The sequence below is a fragment of the Streptomyces sp. NPDC002602 genome (genome assembly GCF_042889445.1).
Taxonomy (GTDB): Bacteria; Actinomycetota; Actinomycetes; order Streptomycetales; family Streptomycetaceae; genus Streptomyces.
This window is the reverse complement of record NZ_JBIAQX010000004.1, coordinates 517,168-535,493: the sequence shown is the minus strand read 5'-3', so window position 1 is coordinate 535,493 and position 18,326 is coordinate 517,168. Positions and strand designations below refer to the sequence as shown.

Here is an 18,326-nt window from a genome sequence, read left to right as displayed (position 1 = left end):
CGCGTCACCGGGAACGTCCGTGCCCCCGCGGGTCCATGGCCCGCGGGGGCACGGTCATGTCGATCGGACGCCGGTCAGCCCCTGGCCACGGCGATGACGATGAGCGCCGCGTAGGAGAGCAGGATCAGGGCCATGGGCACCGAGACGACCAGCGCCTGCGGACGCCGACGCAGTTGCCTGCCCGGGTCCAGCGCGGGGCGGAAGCCGCCCTGCGGGGCCGCGAGCTTGGCGAACGTCGACCTCGGGCCCAGGTTGCGCAGCACCGTGATCGGGGTGAGGAGCAGGGACATCGGCCCCCACCAGCCCTGCCAGAGCGTCTTCGCGGACATGTCCCGGACGGTCGCGGTCCCGCAGTTACGGCAGAAGGGCCCCTGCACGCTCAGCGAGCGCATCATCAGGACCATGCCCTGGTGGCCCCGGACGGTCGCCTGCGCCGCCGGCTGGGCCCCGCACAGCCGGCAGCCGTGGCCGCCCTGCTGCGGTGCCTGGTGGCCCGGGTAGGGGGAGGGGGCGCCCTGTCCGGGCACGCCCGCGGCGAACGGGTTCCCGTGGCCCGCCGGCTGCGGCGCGCCGGGCTGCGGCTGGGCGTACGGGTTGCCGTGCCCCGCCGGCTGCGGCGCGCCGGCGCCGGGCTGCGGCTGGGCGTAGGGGTTGCCGTGGCCCGCCGGCTGCTGCTGCGGCTGGGCGTACGGGTTCCCGTGGCCCGGCTGCTGCGCGTACGGGTTGTGCTGGTGCTGCGGGACCGAGCCCTGCTGCGGTGGTGGAGTGGCCACGTTGGTCCCCTTGAAGGAGTCGGTTCGATCACCGGGCGCGGTGATCAAGGCACCCTAGCGGGACTCATCATGTCCCCAACAACCGGTCGAGGGCCCGGCCGAAGAGGAAGCGGCCGGCCGCCGCGACGAGCGGGTCGAAGGGGCGGCCCAGCCCGCGCAGGCTCAGTTCCTCGCGCCAGTGGACCTGCGCTCCGGAGGGGAAGTGGGGCCGAACCTCGATCTCCGCCCAGCCCCGGACCACCCGACCGTGTTTCACGAGGCGCACCAACCCCGCGGCCGCCCCCGCCGGAGGCGTCCAGAGGGTGACTTCCATGGGGTCGTCGAATGTGAGCCTTCCCACGCCCGTCCGCGCCGTGAACAGCGTTCCGACACGCGTCGGCGGCGCCGTCTCGACGGTCGTCCGGGTGAAGGGGACCTGTGCGCCGTGGCGCTCCCAGTCCGTCAGCCGGAGCCAGGCCTCGGCGGGCGGGAGGGTCGTCGTGCGAACGAGCCGGATAGCGGGCATGAGCGCATCGTAATCGGGCATACACACCCTGAACTGGACCCCCGATATGGGTTCCGTCCGGGGGCGGCGATCAGCAATACTCACCGCCACCGTGGATCGCGGATTCGACCGGGTGACCACCGGCCCTCCCGCCCCACTCTGCGAGGAGGTGCGCCGATGTGCTCTCACCAGCCCCCCTGCCCGACCGCCGACAGCGCCGATCACGACGCCGCCCACACCGTGGCCTTCCACCCCGAACAGGGCTGGAGCCTGCTCTGCAACGGTGCCGTGGTCTTCGACGACACAGGTGAACTGCTCCCCGACGGCCGCACGGTGGAACCCCGCCGACCGGCCCTTGTCTGAGCGAGGAGGCAGCATGCGCCAGCAGCTGATCCGCAAGCCCGTCCCCAAGCCCGCACCCCGAGACCTGGACCTCCGTACACCGTCGGGCAGACCCCTCCCGTACTGACGGGAGCCCCGGAGTCACGCGCCACCGGCTGAGGGTCAGCCGGTGGCCGCCGCCGCGCCGCCCAGGAACGCCGTCTCGTACGCCGCGTCCCCGATCGCCGCGCGGGCCCGCCGCTCGCCCTCGTCCCGCAGGGCCGTCAGCGCGGGAGAGCCACCCATCTGAGGCCGCCCCACCGTGCGCCACCAGGCGTGGCCGGTGCCCAGCAGCCGCGCCGCCAGCTCCCCGTCGCCGAGGCCCGCCACCGCCGCCGCGAGCAGGTCCAGGCCGAGCGCGATGCCGAACCGGTCGCCCAGCAGCCGTTTGCCCGACAGCATGGCCCTGACGTGCCGGGCCGCCTCCCCGTGGTGCCCGAGACCCAGCGCCGACATGGCCAGGATGTAGTCCGCGTAGGCCCGCAACCAGCGTTCTCCCAGTTCCGCGCACGCCTCGCGCAGGCCCCGCGCCTCCTCGGCGGCCTCCTCGAAGCGCTCCAGGTCGCACAGCGCGAAGCCGGTGGCCAGCCGGCACAGCAGCCAGCCCGGGCCGCTGGAGCGCCCGCCGTGTCCCGCCCGCGCCCGGGGGCCGGCCAGCGTGAGGGCCCGTACCGAGTCGCCGGGCATCATCACCGACACGGCGTGCAGGTAGGCGGCCCGCAACTCGCGCTCCGGGTCGGCCAGTCGGTCCGCCGAGCGGGTGCACTCCTCGCCGAGCCCGCGAGCCGCGTCCATGTCGCCCTGGAGCAGCACCGTCAGCCCGAGCGCCCACAGCGCCTGCGTGTACCCGGCGCCCGTGCGCGGCCCCGCTCGAAGGGACCGTTCCAGGAAGGCGCGACCCTCGTGGACGTGCCCGCACGCGAACCAGAAGAACCAGAGCGCCCCGGCCATCTCCTGGGCGGCCGCCGGCTCGGACCCCAGCAACTGTTCCAGGGCCGTGCGCAGTTGCGGGTGCTCGGCGGTCATCCTGCGGTACCAGTCCACCTGGCCCGGCCCCATCCACCCCCGGTCGGCGGCCTGGGCGAGCGCGAGGTACCAGTGGGCGTGCCGGTCGGCGACCGTGCGCACCTCGCCCAGCTCCTTCAGCCAGTCGTGTCCGTACTCGCGGATCGTGTCCAGCATCCGGTAGCGGGTGCCCGCCCCGCGTTCCTCGGTGCGCCGGACCACGGACTTGGCCACGAGGCCCGCCAGGACCCGCTCGACCCGGGAGGCGGGCAGCGGGCCGCCCGCGCACACCGCCCGGGCGGCGGCCACGTCGAAGTCCCCGGTGAACACCGACAGGCGGGCCCACAGGAGTCGTTCCACCGGCTCGCACAGCTCGTGGCTCCAGCCGATCGTGGTCCGCATCGTCCGGTGCCGGGGGAGCAGGGCGTCGTCGGAGTCGGTCAGCACGTCGAACCGCGCGCCCAGTCGCTGCGCCATCTGTTCGAGGGTCCACGACCGCAGCCGCGCACCCGCCAGTTCGAGTGCGAGCGGGATCCCGTCGAGCCGGCGGCACACCTCGGCGGCGATCGCCGCCCGCCCGGGGTCCTCGAAGGCGGCGGCGGCCGGCGGGGACGCGGCGACGGCCCGCCGGCGGAAGAGGGCGAGGGCGTCGCTGTCCGGTCCGTCGAAGGGCAGTGGGCGCACCTCGACGAGCTGTTCCCCGGGGCTGCCGAGCGGTTCGCGCGAGGTGGTCAACACCGTCAGGTCCGGTGCGGACTGCAGGAGTTCCCCCACCAGGTGCCGGCAGGCCGCGATCAGGTGCTCACAGGTGTCGAGGACCAGGAGGAGCTTCCTGTCCGCCATCCAGGCGCACAGTTCCTCGTCCAGCGACCGGGCGGAGTGGTCCGCGAGGCCCACGGTGTGGGCCACCGTCGCGCTGAGCAGGTCGGGGTCGCGCAACGGCGAGAGCTCGACCCACCAGACCCCGTCGGGCCGTTCGGGCCCGGACGCGGCGGCCGCCCGCAGGGCGAGCCGGGTCTTGCCGACCCCGCCCACCCCGGTCAGCGTGATCAGCCGTCTTCCCGGCAACAGGTGCTCCAGATGGGCGAGTTCACGCTCCCGTCCGACGAAGCCCGGCGACTGCGGCGGCAGGTTTCCCGACACGGGGCCAGAGTCCGGCCCGGGGCGGCCGCCTGCGGAAACTGGCTGACTGTTGTTGAACGAGTACTCACCGAACACGGATGTATTGTGCGTGATCCCGTGTGGTGGCAGGGACGTTCGGGTCGGATCGCCGCATGTTCCGCCGTGCGGGGCGCAGGAGTGCGGATCCTCATCGGGCCAGGACGACACGGGTCTCGGCGGTGAAGGCCCCCCAGTTGCCGTCGGGCAGTCGCGCGCGCAGTTTCACGGCCCACACGGTGCCGGCCGGCTCGGTCACCGTGATCCGGTGTTCCACCCTTCCGGTGCCGGACGGGATCGCCGCGCCGGCCCCGAACTGGATGACGGTGACGGGCCGATCGTTGACGTAGAGCTGGTACTCGTCGGTGCGTCGACCCGTGGCCGGGGGAGTCCAGGACAGATCGACCAGCCCGGGGGAGGCGGTCGCCGTGAGCCCGCCCGGCGCGGTGTCCGGGCCCTGCCCGGGGTCGGGCGGCGTGGTCAGCTCCACCGTCGGGCCGTCGGGGGAGGTGTTGTCGGCGCCGTCCCGGGCGCGGACCGTGAAGGTGTAGCGGGTGCCCGGCTGGAGTCCGGTCAGGGTGGTGGCGCTCTCTCCCGCGCCGGCCGTGTGGACGCGTACGCCGCCCTGGTGGACGTCGTACGCGGTGACGCCCGTGTCGTCCGTCGCCGCCGTCCAGGTCAGCCGGGCCGCTCGGGGGCCTTCGGCGCGGCCCGTGGTGGTGGGCGGCGCCGAGGGGGCCCGGTGGTCCTCGGCCTTGGCCGCCGGTGTGGTCGCCCGGGCGGGCTCGCTGAGCGGGGAGCGGTTGCCGGCGGCGTCCCGGGCCCGGACCGTGAAGGTGTAGGCGGTCACCGGAGCGAGGTCCGTGACGTCCACCATCGTTTTGTCGGACGGGAGTTCGCGGACCAGGTGGTCGCCCTGGAAGACCTGATAGCCGGTCACCCCCTCGCTGTCCGGGGCGGCTCGCCACATGACGTGCACCGAGGTGGCGCTGCCGGCCTGTGCGGTGATCCCCACCGGGGCGTGCGGGGGGTCGGTGTCGCCGTCCGGGGCGCACGCCGTGGCGAGCGCCAGGCAGAGGCAGAGCGCGGGGACGGCGCTTCGCGCGGGGTGTCGCAAGGAGATGCCTTCCGCCGCTTCCTCGTAAAGGTCTAGACATATATGGCACGCCTGACGGTGGGCGGGCAAGACCCCGGCGGGACCGCCGGGGGTTCGGCGTGCGCCGGAAGCGGGCCGCGCGGCCGGTTTCGCCTCTCCCCACCCCATCTGGCATTATTGCGATCTCTTTGCAATAAGAGATGATCTTAAACAGTATGAAAAGCAGGTATACGGGGATGTGGATCGCATGACGGCCCGGACAGTACGAGCGGTGGCCGCCACGACGCTCGCCGCCACGCTCATCACGGGCACGGCAGCCTGCTCGGCCCCCTCGTCGGGAGGCGACTCGGGCCGCTCGGCCGACACCGCCGTCGTCGGCATCGCGACCGAACCGGAGAGCCTCAGCCCGCTCCTCGGATACGGCAAGGACGGCAACTCCAAGATCTTCGACGGGCTGCTGACCCACGACGCGAACATGAAGCTGCGGCCCGCCCTGGCCGAGGCCCTGCCGGAGGTCTCCGCCGACGGACGCACCTACACCTACCGGCTCCGCCAAGGCGTGAAGTTCAGCGACGGGCAGCCCTTCGGCGCCAAGGACGTCGTCTTCACCTACCGGACGATCCTGGACGCGAAGACCAACAACGCCTCCAAGACCGAACTCGACGCGATCGAAGGCGTCGAGGCGCGGGGCGACGACACCGTCGTCTTCACCCTGAAGTACCCCTACGCGCCGTTCGCCGAGCGGACCGTGCTGCCGATCGCGCCCAAGCACATCGCGGGCCGCCAGGACGTCAACAGCGGCGACTTCACCACCCGACCCGTAGGCACCGGCCCCTACGTCCTCACCGGCTGGTCCAAGGGCGAGAAGATCGGCTTCAAGGCCAACCCGACCTACTGGGGCGGCGAGCCCGCCGTGAAGAAGTTCACCATGGTTGTCATCAAGGACGACGACGTGCGCGCCACCCGGCTGCGCTCCGGCGAACTCGACGGCGCGATCCTCCCGCCGGCCCTGGCCAAGGCCCTCGGCGGGAAGACCGGGTCCAAGGGCACGGGGCGCACCCTCCACACCGCCAAGACCTTCGACTACCGCAACGTCACCCTCCCCACCGCCCACGCCGTCACCGGTGACACGGCCGTCCGCCGGGCGCTGGACCTCGCCGTCGACCGCACGACCATGGTCGACAAGCTCCTGGAGGGCGCGGGCAAGCCCGCCTACGGGCCGGTCCCCACCGACAGCCCCTGGTTCACGGCCGGCACGCGGCGGGCGTACGACCTCGACCAGGCGAAGAAGATCCTCGACGAGGCCGGTTGGAAGACCGGAGACGACGGCATCCGCGTCAAGGACGGCATCCGCGCCTCCTTCCCGCTCTGGTACACCTCCGGCGACAAGATCCGCCAGGACCACGCGCTCGCCTTCGCCTCCGACGCCAAGAAGGCCGGCATCCAGGTCAAGACCGAGGCCGGCACCTGGGAGGTCATCGAACCCCGGATGAAGACCGACGCGGTCCTCGCCGGCGGCGGCTCCCCGGCCGACCCCGACTTCGACCAGTACCTGCTGCTGAACTCCGCACTGGCCGGCGACGGCTTCAACAACATGGCCCGGTACGACAACAAGACCGTCGACCGGGCACTCCTCGACGGCCGCGAGAGCGGCGACCCGGTCGCGCGCAAGGCCGCGTACGACACCGTGCAGCGGGAACTGCTCGCGAACCCGGGCTACGTCTTCCTCACCCACATCGACCACCTGTACGTGGTCGACGACAAGTGGGACGGGCTCACCACGCAGGTCGAGCCGCACGACCACGGCCTCGGCTCCGGCCCCTGGTGGAACGTCGAGAGCTGGAAGCCGAAGCGGAAGTGAAGCGCACCACGTGATCTCCCGCAGTGAACCCGACGGCGTGGCCTGCCGCCGTGAACCCGAGGACGTGACCTCCCGCAGTGAACTCCACGACGTGGCCTGCCGCCGTGAACCCGACGACGTGGCTTCCCGCAGTGAACTCGAGGACGTGACCTCCCGCCGTGAACTCGACGTGGTGACCTCCCGCTCGTCACGCGTCCCCTGGGGGCCGATGGCGCGCATGGCCGGCCGACGCACCCTGTTCGCCGTTCCCGTCCTGCTCACCGTCACCTTCGGGGTGTTCGCCGTCGCCGCGACGTCCCCCTTCGACCCCGTCAAGGCGTACGCCGGCACGGCCGGCCTCACCGCCTCGCAGGCCGAACTCGACCAACTGCGCGCCAACCTCGGCGTCGACCAGCCGCTGGTCGCACGCTGGTGGGAGTGGCTCACCTCCGCCCTCACCGGAGACCTCGGAACCTCCTCCGTCATGCGCCAACCGGTCGCCGACGTCATCGCCGAACGGGTCGGCTGGTCGGCACTGCTCGCCCTCTGCGCCTTCGCACTGGCCGTGCTCGCCGGCACGGCCCTCGGGGTCCTCGCCGCCCGACGACAGGGCGGCCCGCTCGACCGGGCCGTCTCCGCGCTCGCCTACACCCTGGAAGCGGCCCCGGCCTTCTGGCTGGGCCTGCTGGCCATCTGGTTCTTCTCCGTACGGCTCGGCGTCCTGCCCTCCGGCGGCCTCACGGACGCCTCCGACGACGCGGTCACCCCCGGCCAGGTCGCCTCCCACCTGGTGCTGCCGGCACTCGTGCTGGCAATCTCCCAACTGCCCTGGTTCTTCCTGTACGTACGCCAGGGCGTGGCCGACGCCCTGGACGAGGACCCCGTGCGCGGGGCCCGGGCCCGGGGCGTGGCCGAGCGGCGGATCCTGCTCGGGCACGCACTGCGTTCCGGGATGCTCCCCATGCTGACCCTGATCGGGTCACGGGTACCCGAACTGATCACCGGGGCGCTGCTGGTGGAGACCGTGTTCAGCTGGCCCGGCATCGCGGCGGCCACCGTACAGGCGGCCACCTCGGTGGACTTCCCACTGCTCGCGGCCCTCACGGTGTCGGCCACCGCGGCCGTGCTCGCCGGGAACCTGCTGTCCGACCTGCTGTACGGACTCGCCGACCCCAGGGTGGGCTTCGATGGCTGACACCACATGGCGCGCTTCCGGCCGCGCCGACCGATCCGCGCGCCGAACGCGCGTGCGCGTCTGCGCCCTGACCGTGGCCGTGATCGCCCTGGCGGTCCTGGTCGTCCCACCGCTGGCACAGCTCGACCAACAGGCCGTGGACCTGTCGGCGAAGCTCCTGCCACCCTCCTGGGAACACCCCTTCGGAACCGACGACGTCGGCCGCGACCTGCTGCTGCGCTGCGTCTACGGACTGCGGGTGTCCCTGCTGGTCGGCCTGGTCGCCGCGCTCGTCGCCACGGTGATCGGCACCGCCGTCGGCGCGGCGGCCGGCGCGTGGGGAGGCTGGACCGACCGGCTCGTGATGCGGGTCGTGGACACCCTGTCCTCGATCCCGCACCTGCTGCTCGGCATCTTCATCGTGGCGATGTTCCGTCCCGGGGTGTGGCCGGTGGTCGTCTCGGTGGCCCTGACCCACTGGCTGTCCACCGCCCGGATCGTCCGGGCCGAGGTCCTGTCCCTGCGGTCCCGGCCCTTCGTGGACGCCGCCGTCTCGGGCGGCGCCTCACGGTGGCGGGTCGCGACCCGCCACCTGGTTCCGGGAGTCCTGCCCCAGGCGGGGCTCGCCGCCGTGCTGATGATCCCGCACGCGATGTGGCACGAGTCGGCGCTGTCCTTCCTCGGCCTCGGACTCCCTTCCCACCAGGCCAGCCTGGGCACCCTCGTACAGACCGCACGGGGCTCGCTCCTCGTGGGGGACTGGTGGCCCACCCTCTTCCCCGGCCTGTTGCTGATCATCCCGACCCTGGCCATCGCCGGCCTCGCGGCCGCCTGGCGCGACCGCCTCAACCCCCGCCGCCGCTCGGAGCTGACCCTGTGACCGTGCAACCGTCCCCGGCCTCCCCGGGCCGCTCCGAAAGCCCCGCGACGGGGCGACGGGGCGAACCCGCGGAACCGGTCCTGCGCGTGGACCGGACGGAACCGGTCCTGCGCGTGGACCGGATGTCCGTGCGCTTCCGCATGCGCGGAGAGCGCCACGTCGAGGCCGTCACCGACGCCGGCTTCACCCTGGCCGCCGGCGAGTGCCTCGCCCTCGTCGGCGAGAGCGGCTGCGGCAAGTCCGTCCTCGCCTCCGCCCTCCTCGGCCTGCTCCCCGGCAACGCCCAGACCGCCGGGTCGGCCCTCCTCGCGGACGGGCTCGACCTCCTCGCCGCCGACGAGGCCACCCTGGCCCGCACGGTCCGCGGCCGCCGCATCGCACTCGTCCCGCAGAGCCCCGCGGCCCACCTCACCCCGGTCCGCACCATCCGGTCCCATCTGGAGGAGACGGTTCGGGAACTCACCGGGCCTTCAGAGCCCTCAGAGCCCTACGGGGCTCGGACCCCCGGCACCGGTCGGCGGGCCCGACGGGCACGACTGCGCGCCGCCGCGGAAGCGGCGGCCGCCCGCGCGGCCTTCCCCGCCTCCCACCTCGACCGTCACCCGCACGAGCTCTCCGGCGGCCTCGCCCAGCGCGCCGCCACCGCCCTCGCCCTCGTCGGGGACGCCCCGCTGCTGCTCGCCGACGAGCCGACCACCGGCCTCGACCGGGACCTCGTCCACCGCACCGTGGACGAGCTGCGGGCCCACACCCGTGAGGCCGACCGGGCCCTGCTGATGATCACCCACGACCTGGCCGCCGCCGAACGGATCGCCGACACCGTCGCCGTCATGTACGCCGGGCGCATCGTGGAAACCGCCCCCGCGGCCGTCTTCTTCGGACCGGCCGGCCCTCGACACCCCTACGCCCGCGGGCTCCTCGACGCCCTCCCCGAGCGTGCCTTCGCCCCCATCCCCGGCGCTCCGCCCGAGCTCGGCGCGCTGCCGCCCGGCTGCGCCTTCGCCGACCGCTGCGCACAGGCCGACGCGACCTGCCGGACCCGACGCCCCCCGCTGACCGAAGGGGTGGCCTGCCACCATGCTTGAGCTCCGCGGCATCACCGCCGGCCACGAACGGGGCGCCCCCGTGGTGCGGGACGCCCACCTCGTCCTGGAGGCAGGCGAGTCGCTCGGACTGCTCGGCCCCAGCGGCTGCGGCAAATCCACCCTGGCCAGGGTGGCCGCCCTGCTGCACCGGCCCGAGCGCGGCACCGTGGTCCTCGGCGGCCGTACCGTGACCGGCTTCCGGCACCGGGCCCCGCGCGCCCTGCGCGTCCGGGTCGGCCTCGTCTTCCAGCAGCCCCGTCTCTCGTCCGACCCCCGCCTGACGCTGCGCGACCTCGTCGCGGAACCCCTCCGGGCCACGGGTCGACGCGGGGAAGCGGCGGCGATCGTACCGGAGTTGACGCGGCGTGTCGGACTCGGCGCGGATCTGCTTGCGCGCCGCCCCCACGAGGTGAGTGACGGACAACTGCAACGTGCCTGTCTGGCGCGCGCCCTGGTGCTGCGGCCGAGCCTGCTGGTCTGCGACGAGATGACCGCCATGCTCGACGCCTCCACGACAGCCGCGCTGGTCGCGGTGGTCGAGGAGTACCGGGCGGAGACCGGCGCGGCATTGCTCGCGGTGGGCCACGACCCGGTCCTGCTCGGCCGCTGGTGCGACCGTACGACCCACTGGGACGAGATCGTCAAGCACTGATCATCCGTCACGGACGGTCAACACCCGTACGGCGTACACGCCTTTCGCCCGAAGAGCCCCCTCGCTGCGCCACCATGGCGGCGCCCAAGGAGGTTCCGATGGTGATTTCCCTCTCCGTGATCGTCCTGCTCCTCGTCCTCGCGTGGATCTTCCTGCGCGGCGGCGGGCTCAAGTTCTCCCACGCCCTCGTCTGCGCCCTGCTCGGCTTCCAACTCGCGAGCAGCAGCATCGCCATGACCATCCACGACGGACTCGCGGCCACCGCGAACCTCGTGTCCGGCCTCAACCCCTAGGCCGTCTCTTTCGGATCCTGCCTGACCCGAAAGAGACGGCCTGGTGCTCCGCCGGTCAGGCCGGGCCCCGGGCGGGCGCGCGTGCTTGATCGACTGTTGCGCCTTCGTGAATCATCCGGCTCTTCCATGGACTCCTCGGGCAGTGCGATCTAGCGTCTGGCGGCGGCGCGATGTGAGACGCAACGTCAACAAAACTGAAGACCATGGAGGAAGTCCGGATGTTCCGAAGAGCGCTGAACTGCGCGGTGGTACCGGCTCTCGCCGCGTTCGTGGCGATGTACGGCATCTCACCGGCCCAGGCCGAGGAGATACCCAAGGCCCCCGGCCACCGCCTGATCAGCCACTACGACGGCGCCCCCGCCGCCGCCGTCCCGCTGCCGGGCGACGCCCCGCCGCAGCACCCCTACCTCGCGCCCAACGGCCGTAGCGGCATGCACTCCGACGCCGCGGGCAGCGCCACCTCGCCCTGGTCCGGGCCGCTGGGCAGGAACCCGCAGGTCACCAGCGAGAAGATCGCCGCCCTCGGCGGTGAATGCGCCACCGCCACCTTCGACTCGGCCGGCCGGATCGTCACCGTCTGCGGCACCTTCTCCGGGTTCAAGGTCAAGCTCCTCGACCCCCGCACGCTCGCCACGCTCGCGGAACACCAACTCCCGCAGCGCTCCTCGACGGTCGAGGCGATCACCTCGCTCGACTTCGCGAAGATCTTCAAGGACACCTCGGGCGGCGCCTACTTCTACCTGGACGACCAGGACCGGGCGGTGCTGGCCGACTCCCGCCAGCACATCCTGCGCCTCGCGCACTCGCAGAACCCGGACGGCACGTGGAAGTTCACGGTCGACAACGACTGGGACCTCACCGGGCAGGTCCCGCACGACTGCGTCAGTTGGACCAACCTGTGGCCGAGCGGCACCTGTGACCCGGTCACCTCGGTCATGCCCGACTGGAACGGCCGCATCTGGTGGGTCACCCGCCAGGGCCGCATCGGCACCGTGGACCCGGCGACCTCGGTGATCCGCTCCGTCCGGCTCGACGGCGAGGAGATCCAGAACTCCTTCTCCGTCGCCGAGGACGGGGTCTCCATCGTCACCGACCACGCCCTGTACAGCTTCGCCACCACCGCCGACGGCACCCCGCGCGCGCAGTGGCGCCAGACCTACGACCGGGGCACGGGCACCAAGCCGGGCTCCGTGAACCAGGGTTCGGGCACCACCCCGGACCTCTTCGGCAACGGGTACGTCGCCATCACCGACAACTCCGACGACCGGATGAACGTGCTCGTCTACAAGCGGGGCGTGGACGTACCCGCCGACCAGCGGCTCGTCTGCAAGGTACCGGTGTTCGGATCGGGAGCCTCGACCACCGACAACTCCCTGATCACCTGGGGCAACAGCATCGTCGTCGAGAACAACTACGGCTACGAGAACCCCACCACCCTGCTGCTCGGCAAGTCCGTCGTCGGCGGTGTCAGCCGCATCGACGTGCGCGCCGACGGCAGCGGCTGCGACACGGTGTGGCAGAGTGCGATCCGCTCGCCCTCCGTCGTCCCCAAGCTCTCCACCGCGAACGGGCTGCTCTACTTCTACGAGAAGGAGCCCAACGCCTGGGGCATCGACGCCTGGTACCTCACCGCGGTGGACTTCCGCACCGGTGAGCGGCGCTGGCGACAGCTCACCGGCACCGGCCCGCTGTACGACAACAACTGGGCGCCGATCACCCTCGGCCCCGACGGCACCGCGTACGTCGGCGTGTTCAACGGCATCGTGGCGGTCCGCGACGGCGGCTGACGCCCGGGTCTGACGCGCCCGCCGGGGTCTGCGGCCCGGGTCTGACGCCCGGGTCTGACGCCCAGGGGCCTGAGGCCGGGGTACTGACGGGTGGCGCCGACCGCGCCGCCCGTCAGTCGTCCTGCCTCCACAGCGGGTGCTCGCGCGCGGCCCAGGCCCGGTCCACCGAGCCCGTGCGCAGCCCGCGCCGGGCTTCCGGATCACCCAGCGCCTTGCCGATGTGCCCGGCGAGGACGACACCGAGGGCCAGGGCGAGCCAGTCGTGCACGAAGGTCGCCCCGGTCCGCCAGACGAGCGGGGCCACGCCGGTGGCCCACATCAGCAGCCCGGTTCCGAGCATCACCGTCACCGCGCCGCCCAACCAGCCCGCGTACACCTTCTGACCTGCGTTGAACTTCCCGGCCGGGCGGGGGCCGTGCCGGTCCCTGCGCAGCACGGTGCGCAACCACACCCTGTCGTGCGGCCCGAACCGGTTGAGCCGGCGAAGATCGGCCCGGAAGGCCCGGGAGACCAGGCCGAGCAGGACCGGGACGACGAGCAGCAGACCGGACCACACGTGGACGGTCACGACGAGGTGGCGTCGCCCGACGAGTTCGGCGAGGGGCGGCAGGTAGAGACAGGCCGCCGACGCCACGCAGACCCCCATCAGGGTGGCCGTGGCCCGGTGCACCAGACGTTGGGAACGACCGAACCGGCTTACGCGAGCGCCCTGCCGGGGTTCCGGCAGCGATTCGGGCGTGGGCCGTGACCCGGGTGTGGGCCGCATCTCAGACGGTGGGGGCATCATCACGTCCGTTCGACGTGCCGACCCAGGCGTCGACGTCGTAGCCGTGCCGCTCCCAGTAACCGGGCTCCACGTCACGGGTGACGGTGATGCCGGAGAGCCATTTCGCCGACTTGTAGAAGTACATCGGGGCCACGTAGAGCCGCGCGGGCCCACCATGGGCGTGGGACAGCGGCTGGTCCCGCATGCGCAGGGCCACCATCACGTCGGCCCGACGGGCCTGGGAAAGGGTCAGGCTCTCGGTGTACGTGCCGTCGAAGCAGCTGAACCGGATGGCCCGACCCTCGGGCCGCACCCCGGCGGCGTCCAGCAGCCGGAAGACCGGTACGCCCTCGAACGGCGTGGCGGGGACGCGCCAGCCGGTGACGCACTGGACGTCCCGGACGACCCGGGTCTGGGGCAGCCGCCGGAGCGCGTCGAGGTCGTACGTCCCCGGTCGCTCGACGAGCCCGTCCACCCGCAGCCGGTAGTCCGCGGGGGAGCGCTCGGGGACGGAGGAGGCGACCGAGTAGTAACGGAACCCGCCGCCGTTGGGCAGGAGCCCGGTCAGCCCGGTCGGATCATTGCCGGCGGCGGAGCCGAGCGCCTTTTCGAGGCCCCGTTGCAGTGGGGGCGCGGCCACCAGCCCGGCCGCGCCGAGCCCGAGCATGCCCAGGACCAGACGCCGTCCGACCGGGGCGCCGACCAGGTCGGGATCCGACGGAGGGCGCGGGTCGGGGTCTGTCGGTTCACGCAGGTCAGGGCCCGTCTGATCATGCCGCTCGGCCGGCCGCTCCGACGGATCACGCCGTTCCGACGGCTCCGGCCGCCCCGCTGACTCCCGCTCCGTACTCACCTGTCGATTCGACCACCGCCGGCCACCCGGTGCCAAGGGGAGACGGACCTCCGTCAGACTTCCGTCACACCTGGCGGCGGCCGCCTCGTGCAACGTGTCCGCAACCTGGCCGCTCCTAGCCTCCTTCCCAGCGCCGACCGACGGCGGCCGGCGCCCGGCAAGGGGAGGACTCCATGGCCCGTTTCGCTGCGCCCGGTACCGAAGGCGCGCTGATGTCGTACGCGTCCCGCTACGACCACTACATCGGAGGCGCGTACACGGCTCCCGTCCGGGGCCGGTACTTCGACAACCCCTCCCCGGTGACCGGCGCGCCCTTCACCGAGATCGCCCGGGGCACCGCCGAGGACGTCGAGAAGGCCTTGGACGCCGCGCACGCCGCCGCACCCGCCTGGGGACGCACCTCGGTGACCGAGCGGGCCGGGATCCTGCTGCGCATCGCGGACCGGATGGAGGAGAACCTCCAGGCCCTGGCGGTCGCGGAGACCTGGGAGAACGGCAAGCCGATACGGGAGACCCTCGCGGCCGACCTGCCACTGGCGATCGACCAGTTCCGCTACTTCGCGGGCGCGCTGCGGGCCCAGGAGGGTGCGCTCAGCCAGATCGACGACGACACGGTCGCCTACCACTTCCACGAGCCGCTGGGCGTCGTCGGCCAGATCATCCCGTGGAACTTCCCGATCCTGATGGCGGTGTGGAAGCTGGCGCCGGCGCTGGCCGCCGGGAACACGGTGGTGCTCAAGCCGGCCGAGCAGACCCCGGCCTCGGTGCACTACTGGCTCGGCCTGGTCGAGGACCTGCTCCCGCCGGGCGTGGTCAACATCGTGAACGGCTTCGGCGAGGAGGCCGGCAAGCCGCTGGCCTCCAGTCCGCGCGTGGCGAAGATCGCCTTCACCGGGGAGACCTCCACCGGGCGGCTGATCATGCAGTACGCGGCGGAGCACCTCAAGCCCGTCACCCTCGAACTCGGCGGCAAGAGCCCCAACATCTTCTTCGACGACATCTGGTCGACCGACGACGAGCTGCGGGACAAGGCACTGGAGGGCTTCACCATGTTCGCCCTCAACCAGGGCGAGGTGTGCACCAGCCCCTCGCGCGCCCTGATCGAGCGCGGCCGCTACGGCGACTTCCTCGACGCGGCCGTCGCCCGCACCGAACTGATCGTGCCGGGGCACCCGCTGGACACGGACACGATGATCGGCGCCCAGGCCTCGGAGGAGCAGCTGAAGAAGGTCCTGTCGTACGTGGAGATCGGGTTGAAGGAGGGTGCCAAGGTCCTCACGGGTGGGCAGCGCATCGAGCACGGCGGCGACCTCGCGGGCGGCTTCTACGTACAGCCGACGATCTTCGAGGGGGACAACCGGATGCGGATCTTCCAGGAGGAGATCTTCGGCCCCGTGGTGTCGGTGACCTCCTTCGACGACTTCGACGACGCCGTCCGCATCGCCAACGACACGGCGTACGGCCTCGGCGCCGGCGTCTGGACCCGGGACATCAACACGGCCTACCGCGCGGGCCGCGCCATCCAGGCGGGCCGCGTCTGGACGAACTGCTACCACGCCTACCCCGCCCACGCGGCCTTCGGCGGCTACAAGCAGTCCGGCATCGGCCGCGAGACCCACAAGATGATGCTGGAGCACTACCAGCAGACCAAGAACATGCTGGTCAGCTACTCCCCGAAGCGGCTCGGCTTCTTCTAGTGCCGTGGCCGGTCGTGAGCGCGGGGTGCGCGCTCCCGGCGCGCCGAGGGGCGTGGTCGAGCGGATCGTGATTCCGTCGAGGTTACCGTGGGTACGATCGATCCGACGGTCCATCAGGTCAACTGTCCCGGACCCTTGACTCCGGTTGTCGGAGTCGGGATTCTCGACACAATGTTTGCGCGGGACATGACAATCGGCTGGTCGGGATCGTGCGGTTCACGTCCCGGCCGGCCGTGTGCCTGGACCGCGCCCCCGCCGACGACCGTGGACGTGAGTGGTGGCCATGAACCGATCCCCGCACAGCAGACGCAAACCGATCGCGGTGCTGTCACTGCTCCTCGCCATGCTGGCCATGGCGCTCGGCCCCACTTCGGGAGCCGCTGCCGACACCGGGTGGTGGAACCCCACCGCGCGGCCCGGGCCCGACTCGCAGATCAACGTCACCGGCGAACCCTTCAAGGGAACCGACGCCCAGGGCAACGTACGGGGCTTCGTCGACGCCCACGACCACCTGATGTCCAACGAGGGCTTCGGCGGCCGGCTCATCTGTGGCAAGACCTTCTCGGAGGCGGGGATCGCGGACGCGCTCAAGGACTGTCCCGAGCACTACCCCGACGGCACGCTCGCGATCTTCGACTTCATCACCAAGGGCGGTGACGGCAAGCACGACCCCGACGGCTGGCCGACCTTCAAGGACTGGCCCGCGCACGACTCCCTGACCCACCAGCAGAACTACTACGCCTGGGTCGAACGCGCCTGGCGCGGCGGACAGCGGATCCTCGTCAACGACCTCGTCACCAACGGGGTCATCTGCTCGGTCTACTTCTTCAAGGACCGCGGCTGTGACGAGATGACCGCGATCCGGCTGGAAGCCCAGAAGACCTACGACATGCAGGCCTACATCGACAAGATGTACGGCGGCACGGGCAAGGGCTGGTTCCGCATCGTCACCGACTCCGCCCAGGCCCGCGAGGTCATCCAGCAGGGCAAACTGGCCGTCGTCATGGGCGTGGAGACCTCCGAGCCCTTCGGCTGCAAGCAGATCCTGGACATCTCGCAGTGCAGCAAGGCGGACATCGACCGAGGGCTCGACGAACTGCACCAACTCGGCGTGCGCAGCATGTTCCTGTGCCACAAGTTCGACAACGCCCTCTGCGGGGTCCGCTTCGACCAGGGAGCCCTCGGCACCGCGATCAACGTGGGCCAGTTCCTGTCCACCGGCACCTTCTGGAAGACGGAGGAGTGCAAGGGCCCGCAGCACGACAACCCCATCGGACTCGCTCCGGCGGCCGAAGCCGAGAAGAAGCTCCCGGCGGGCGTGAACGTTCCGTCCTACGCCGCCGGCGCGCAGTGCAACACCCGCGGTCTCACCGACCTCGGCGAGTACGCGGTGCGCGGCATGATGAAACGCAAGATGATGCTCGAAGTCGACCACATGAGCGTCAAGGCCGCAGGACGGGCCTTCGACATCCTGGAGTCCGAGTCCTACCCCGGCGTGATCTCCTCGCACAGTTGGATGGACCTGGACTGGACCGAACGCCTCTACAAGCTCGGCGGTTTCGCCGCCCAGTACATGAACGGGGCAGAGGGGTTCAGCGCCGAGGCCAAGCGCACCGACGCCCTGCGGGACAAGTACAACGTGGGCTACGGCTACGGCACCGACATGAACGGGGTCGGCGGCTGGCCCGGCCCGCGCGGCGCCGACACACCCAACCCGGTGCGCTACCCGTTCCGCAGCACCGACGGCGGCTCCGTCATCGACAAGCAGACCACCGGACAGCGCACCTGGGACCTCAACACCGACGGCGCCTCCCACTACGGCCTGGTCCCCGACTGGATCGAGGACATCCGCAACGTCGGTGGCCAGGGAGTCGTCGACGACATGTTCCGCGGAGCGGAGTCGTACCTGCGCACCTGGGGCGGTTCCGAGCGCCACAAGGCGGGCGTCAACCTCGCCTCGGGCGCGGCCACATCGGCCAGCACCTCCGAGTGGAACCCGTTCGTCAGCTACGCCCCCGACCGGGCCGTGGACGGCAACCGGGGCACGCGCTGGGCGAGCGACTGGAGCGACGACCAGTGGCTGCGCATCGATCTGGGAACCACCGGTCTGGTCAAGCGCGTCACCCTGGACTGGGAACGCGCGTACGCCAGGTCATACGCGATCGAGGTCTCCACGGACGGGGTGAACTGGCGGACGGTCTGGTCGACCACCGCCGGTGACGGTGGCCTGGACACCGCCCAGTTCGCCGGGGTCTCCGCACGCCACATCCGTGTCCACGGACAAGGACGCGGCACCCAGTGGGGCTACTCCCTCCACGAGGTGGGCGTCTACAGCAGCTGACGGCCCCGCCTGCGAGTCGGCCGGGGCGGTCGGATCGGGTTTCCCGAGCCGGCCGCCCCGG

16 protein-coding genes are annotated in these 18,326 nt (G+C 71.9%); 10 read left to right on the top strand and 6 right to left on the bottom strand.

All coding sequences use genetic code 11. From position 1 onward, the window contains the following. Nucleotides 1-74: 74 nt before the first annotated feature. Complete coding sequence (locus ACFYW3_RS15490; protein WP_389386524.1) at nt 75-773, bottom strand: hypothetical protein; 699 nt, start codon at nt 771-773, stop codon at nt 75-77. A gap of 67 nt (nt 774-840) precedes the next feature. Continuing rightward, nucleotides 841-1,278, bottom strand: coding sequence for an SRPBCC family protein (locus ACFYW3_RS15485; protein ID WP_351754420.1), 438 nt, complete (start codon nt 1,276-1,278; stop codon nt 841-843). Nucleotides 1,279-1,434: 156 nt separating this feature from the next. Here ACFYW3_RS15485 and ACFYW3_RS15480 point away from each other — a divergent pair, with 156 nt between their 5' ends. Beyond that, complete coding sequence (locus tag ACFYW3_RS15480) at nt 1,435-1,620, top strand: DUF5999 family protein (RefSeq protein WP_053683322.1); 186 nt, start codon at nt 1,435-1,437, stop codon at nt 1,618-1,620. A 141-nt stretch (nt 1,621-1,761) separates the two neighbouring features. Here the strand turns inward: ACFYW3_RS15480 and ACFYW3_RS15475 are convergent, their stop codons facing one another. Together ACFYW3_RS15475 and ACFYW3_RS15470 are read right to left on the bottom strand one after the other, a co-directional pair. Continuing rightward, entirely contained in the window at nt 1,762-3,786 is a 2,025-nt protein-coding gene (locus tag ACFYW3_RS15475) for an NB-ARC domain-containing protein (protein ID WP_351754417.1), read from the bottom strand. A 166-nt stretch (nt 3,787-3,952) separates the two neighbouring features. Continuing rightward, nucleotides 3,953-4,918 carry a fibronectin type III domain-containing protein gene (locus ACFYW3_RS15470; protein WP_389386523.1) on the bottom strand — a complete coding sequence of 322 codons (966 nt, stop codon included), beginning with the start codon at nt 4,916-4,918 and terminating at the stop codon, nt 3,953-3,955. Nucleotides 4,919-5,144: 226 nt separating this feature from the next. Between ACFYW3_RS15470 and ACFYW3_RS15465 the strand changes: the two genes are divergently transcribed. The 7 genes from ACFYW3_RS15465 (at nt 5,145) to ACFYW3_RS15435 (ending at nt 12,608) form a co-directional block, all read left to right on the top strand. Continuing rightward, a complete protein-coding gene (locus ACFYW3_RS15465) occupies nt 5,145-6,758 on the top strand; it encodes an ABC transporter substrate-binding protein (protein WP_389386522.1) in 1,614 nt (537 codons plus the stop codon). A gap of 217 nt (nt 6,759-6,975) precedes the next feature. Next, nucleotides 6,976-7,932, top strand: a complete 957-nt coding sequence (locus tag ACFYW3_RS15460) for an ABC transporter permease (RefSeq protein ID WP_389386598.1) — start codon at nt 6,976-6,978, stop codon at nt 7,930-7,932. Beyond that, nucleotides 7,925-8,791 (top strand): ABC transporter permease, encoded by an 867-nt coding sequence (locus ACFYW3_RS15455; protein ID WP_351754410.1) that lies wholly within the window; start codon nt 7,925-7,927, stop codon nt 8,789-8,791. Before ACFYW3_RS15460 ends, ACFYW3_RS15455 begins: the two co-directional genes overlap by 8 nt. A gap of 122 nt (nt 8,792-8,913) precedes the next feature. After that, a complete protein-coding gene (locus tag ACFYW3_RS15450; protein ID WP_389386597.1) occupies nt 8,914-9,876 on the top strand; it encodes an ABC transporter ATP-binding protein in 963 nt (320 codons plus the stop codon). Next, the gene (locus ACFYW3_RS15445) at nt 9,869-10,528 is read left to right on the top strand and encodes an ABC transporter ATP-binding protein (RefSeq protein WP_389386521.1); all 660 of its coding nucleotides are present in this window, start codon (nt 9,869-9,871) and stop codon (nt 10,526-10,528) included. The genes ACFYW3_RS15450 and ACFYW3_RS15445 overlap by 8 nt, the downstream gene beginning before the upstream one ends. Before the next feature lie 98 nt (nt 10,529-10,626). Continuing rightward, nucleotides 10,627-10,821 carry a hypothetical protein gene (locus ACFYW3_RS15440; RefSeq protein ID WP_053683334.1) on the top strand — a complete coding sequence of 65 codons (195 nt, stop codon included), beginning with the start codon at nt 10,627-10,629 and terminating at the stop codon, nt 10,819-10,821. 218 nt (nt 10,822-11,039) lie between these two features. Continuing rightward, complete coding sequence (locus ACFYW3_RS15435) at nt 11,040-12,608, top strand: hypothetical protein (RefSeq protein ID WP_389386520.1); 1,569 nt, start codon at nt 11,040-11,042, stop codon at nt 12,606-12,608. 112 nt (nt 12,609-12,720) lie between these two features. Here the strand turns inward: ACFYW3_RS15435 and ACFYW3_RS15430 are convergent, their stop codons facing one another. Next, the gene (locus ACFYW3_RS15430) at nt 12,721-13,374 is read right to left on the bottom strand and encodes a cytochrome b/b6 domain-containing protein (protein WP_389386519.1); all 654 of its coding nucleotides are present in this window, start codon (nt 13,372-13,374) and stop codon (nt 12,721-12,723) included. 1 nt (nt 13,375) lies between these two features. Beyond that, nucleotides 13,376-14,041, bottom strand: coding sequence for a molybdopterin-dependent oxidoreductase (locus ACFYW3_RS15425; protein ID WP_351754398.1), 666 nt, complete (start codon nt 14,039-14,041; stop codon nt 13,376-13,378). Between the two features lie 359 nt (nt 14,042-14,400). On the opposite strand from ACFYW3_RS15425, the gene ACFYW3_RS15420 reads away from it, so the two are divergent. Continuing rightward, nucleotides 14,401-15,924: an aldehyde dehydrogenase family protein gene (locus tag ACFYW3_RS15420; protein WP_389386518.1), complete on the top strand. Its 1,524-nt coding sequence runs from the start codon at nt 14,401-14,403 to the stop codon at nt 15,922-15,924. A gap of 283 nt (nt 15,925-16,207) precedes the next feature. Then, on the top strand, nt 16,208-18,265 hold the full coding sequence (locus tag ACFYW3_RS15415) for a discoidin domain-containing protein (protein WP_389386517.1): 2,058 nt from the start codon (nt 16,208-16,210) through the stop codon (nt 18,263-18,265). Nucleotides 18,266-18,326 lie beyond the last annotated feature (61 nt).

What these genes read in the sequence shown, in the direction of transcription:
- ACFYW3_RS15440 (WP_053683334.1), top strand. Translation starts at nt 10,627, where the DNA reads ATGGTGATTTCCCTCTCCGTGATCGTCCTGCTCCTCGTCCTCGCGTGG.
- ACFYW3_RS15425 (WP_351754398.1), bottom strand. Translation starts at nt 14,041, where the DNA reads ATGCTCGGGCTCGGCGCGGCCGGGCTGGTGGCCGCGCCCCCACTGCAA.
- ACFYW3_RS15445 (WP_389386521.1), top strand. Translation starts at nt 9,869, where the DNA reads ATGCTTGAGCTCCGCGGCATCACCGCCGGCCACGAACGGGGCGCCCCC.
- ACFYW3_RS15450 (WP_389386597.1), top strand. Translation starts at nt 8,914, where the DNA reads ATGTCCGTGCGCTTCCGCATGCGCGGAGAGCGCCACGTCGAGGCCGTC.
- ACFYW3_RS15485 (WP_351754420.1), bottom strand. Translation starts at nt 1,278, where the DNA reads ATGCCCGCTATCCGGCTCGTTCGCACGACGACCCTCCCGCCCGCCGAG.
- ACFYW3_RS15435 (WP_389386520.1), top strand. Translation starts at nt 11,040, where the DNA reads ATGTTCCGAAGAGCGCTGAACTGCGCGGTGGTACCGGCTCTCGCCGCG.
- ACFYW3_RS15455 (WP_351754410.1), top strand. Translation starts at nt 7,925, where the DNA reads ATGGCTGACACCACATGGCGCGCTTCCGGCCGCGCCGACCGATCCGCG.
- ACFYW3_RS15420 (WP_389386518.1), top strand. Translation starts at nt 14,401, where the DNA reads ATGGCCCGTTTCGCTGCGCCCGGTACCGAAGGCGCGCTGATGTCGTAC.
- ACFYW3_RS15430 (WP_389386519.1), bottom strand. Translation starts at nt 13,374, where the DNA reads ATGCGGCCCACACCCGGGTCACGGCCCACGCCCGAATCGCTGCCGGAA.
- ACFYW3_RS15465 (WP_389386522.1), top strand. Translation starts at nt 5,145, where the DNA reads ATGACGGCCCGGACAGTACGAGCGGTGGCCGCCACGACGCTCGCCGCC.
- ACFYW3_RS15415 (WP_389386517.1), top strand. Translation starts at nt 16,208, where the DNA reads ATGAACCGATCCCCGCACAGCAGACGCAAACCGATCGCGGTGCTGTCA.
- ACFYW3_RS15460 (WP_389386598.1), top strand. Translation starts at nt 6,976, where the DNA reads ATGGCCGGCCGACGCACCCTGTTCGCCGTTCCCGTCCTGCTCACCGTC.
- ACFYW3_RS15480 (WP_053683322.1), top strand. Translation starts at nt 1,435, where the DNA reads ATGTGCTCTCACCAGCCCCCCTGCCCGACCGCCGACAGCGCCGATCAC.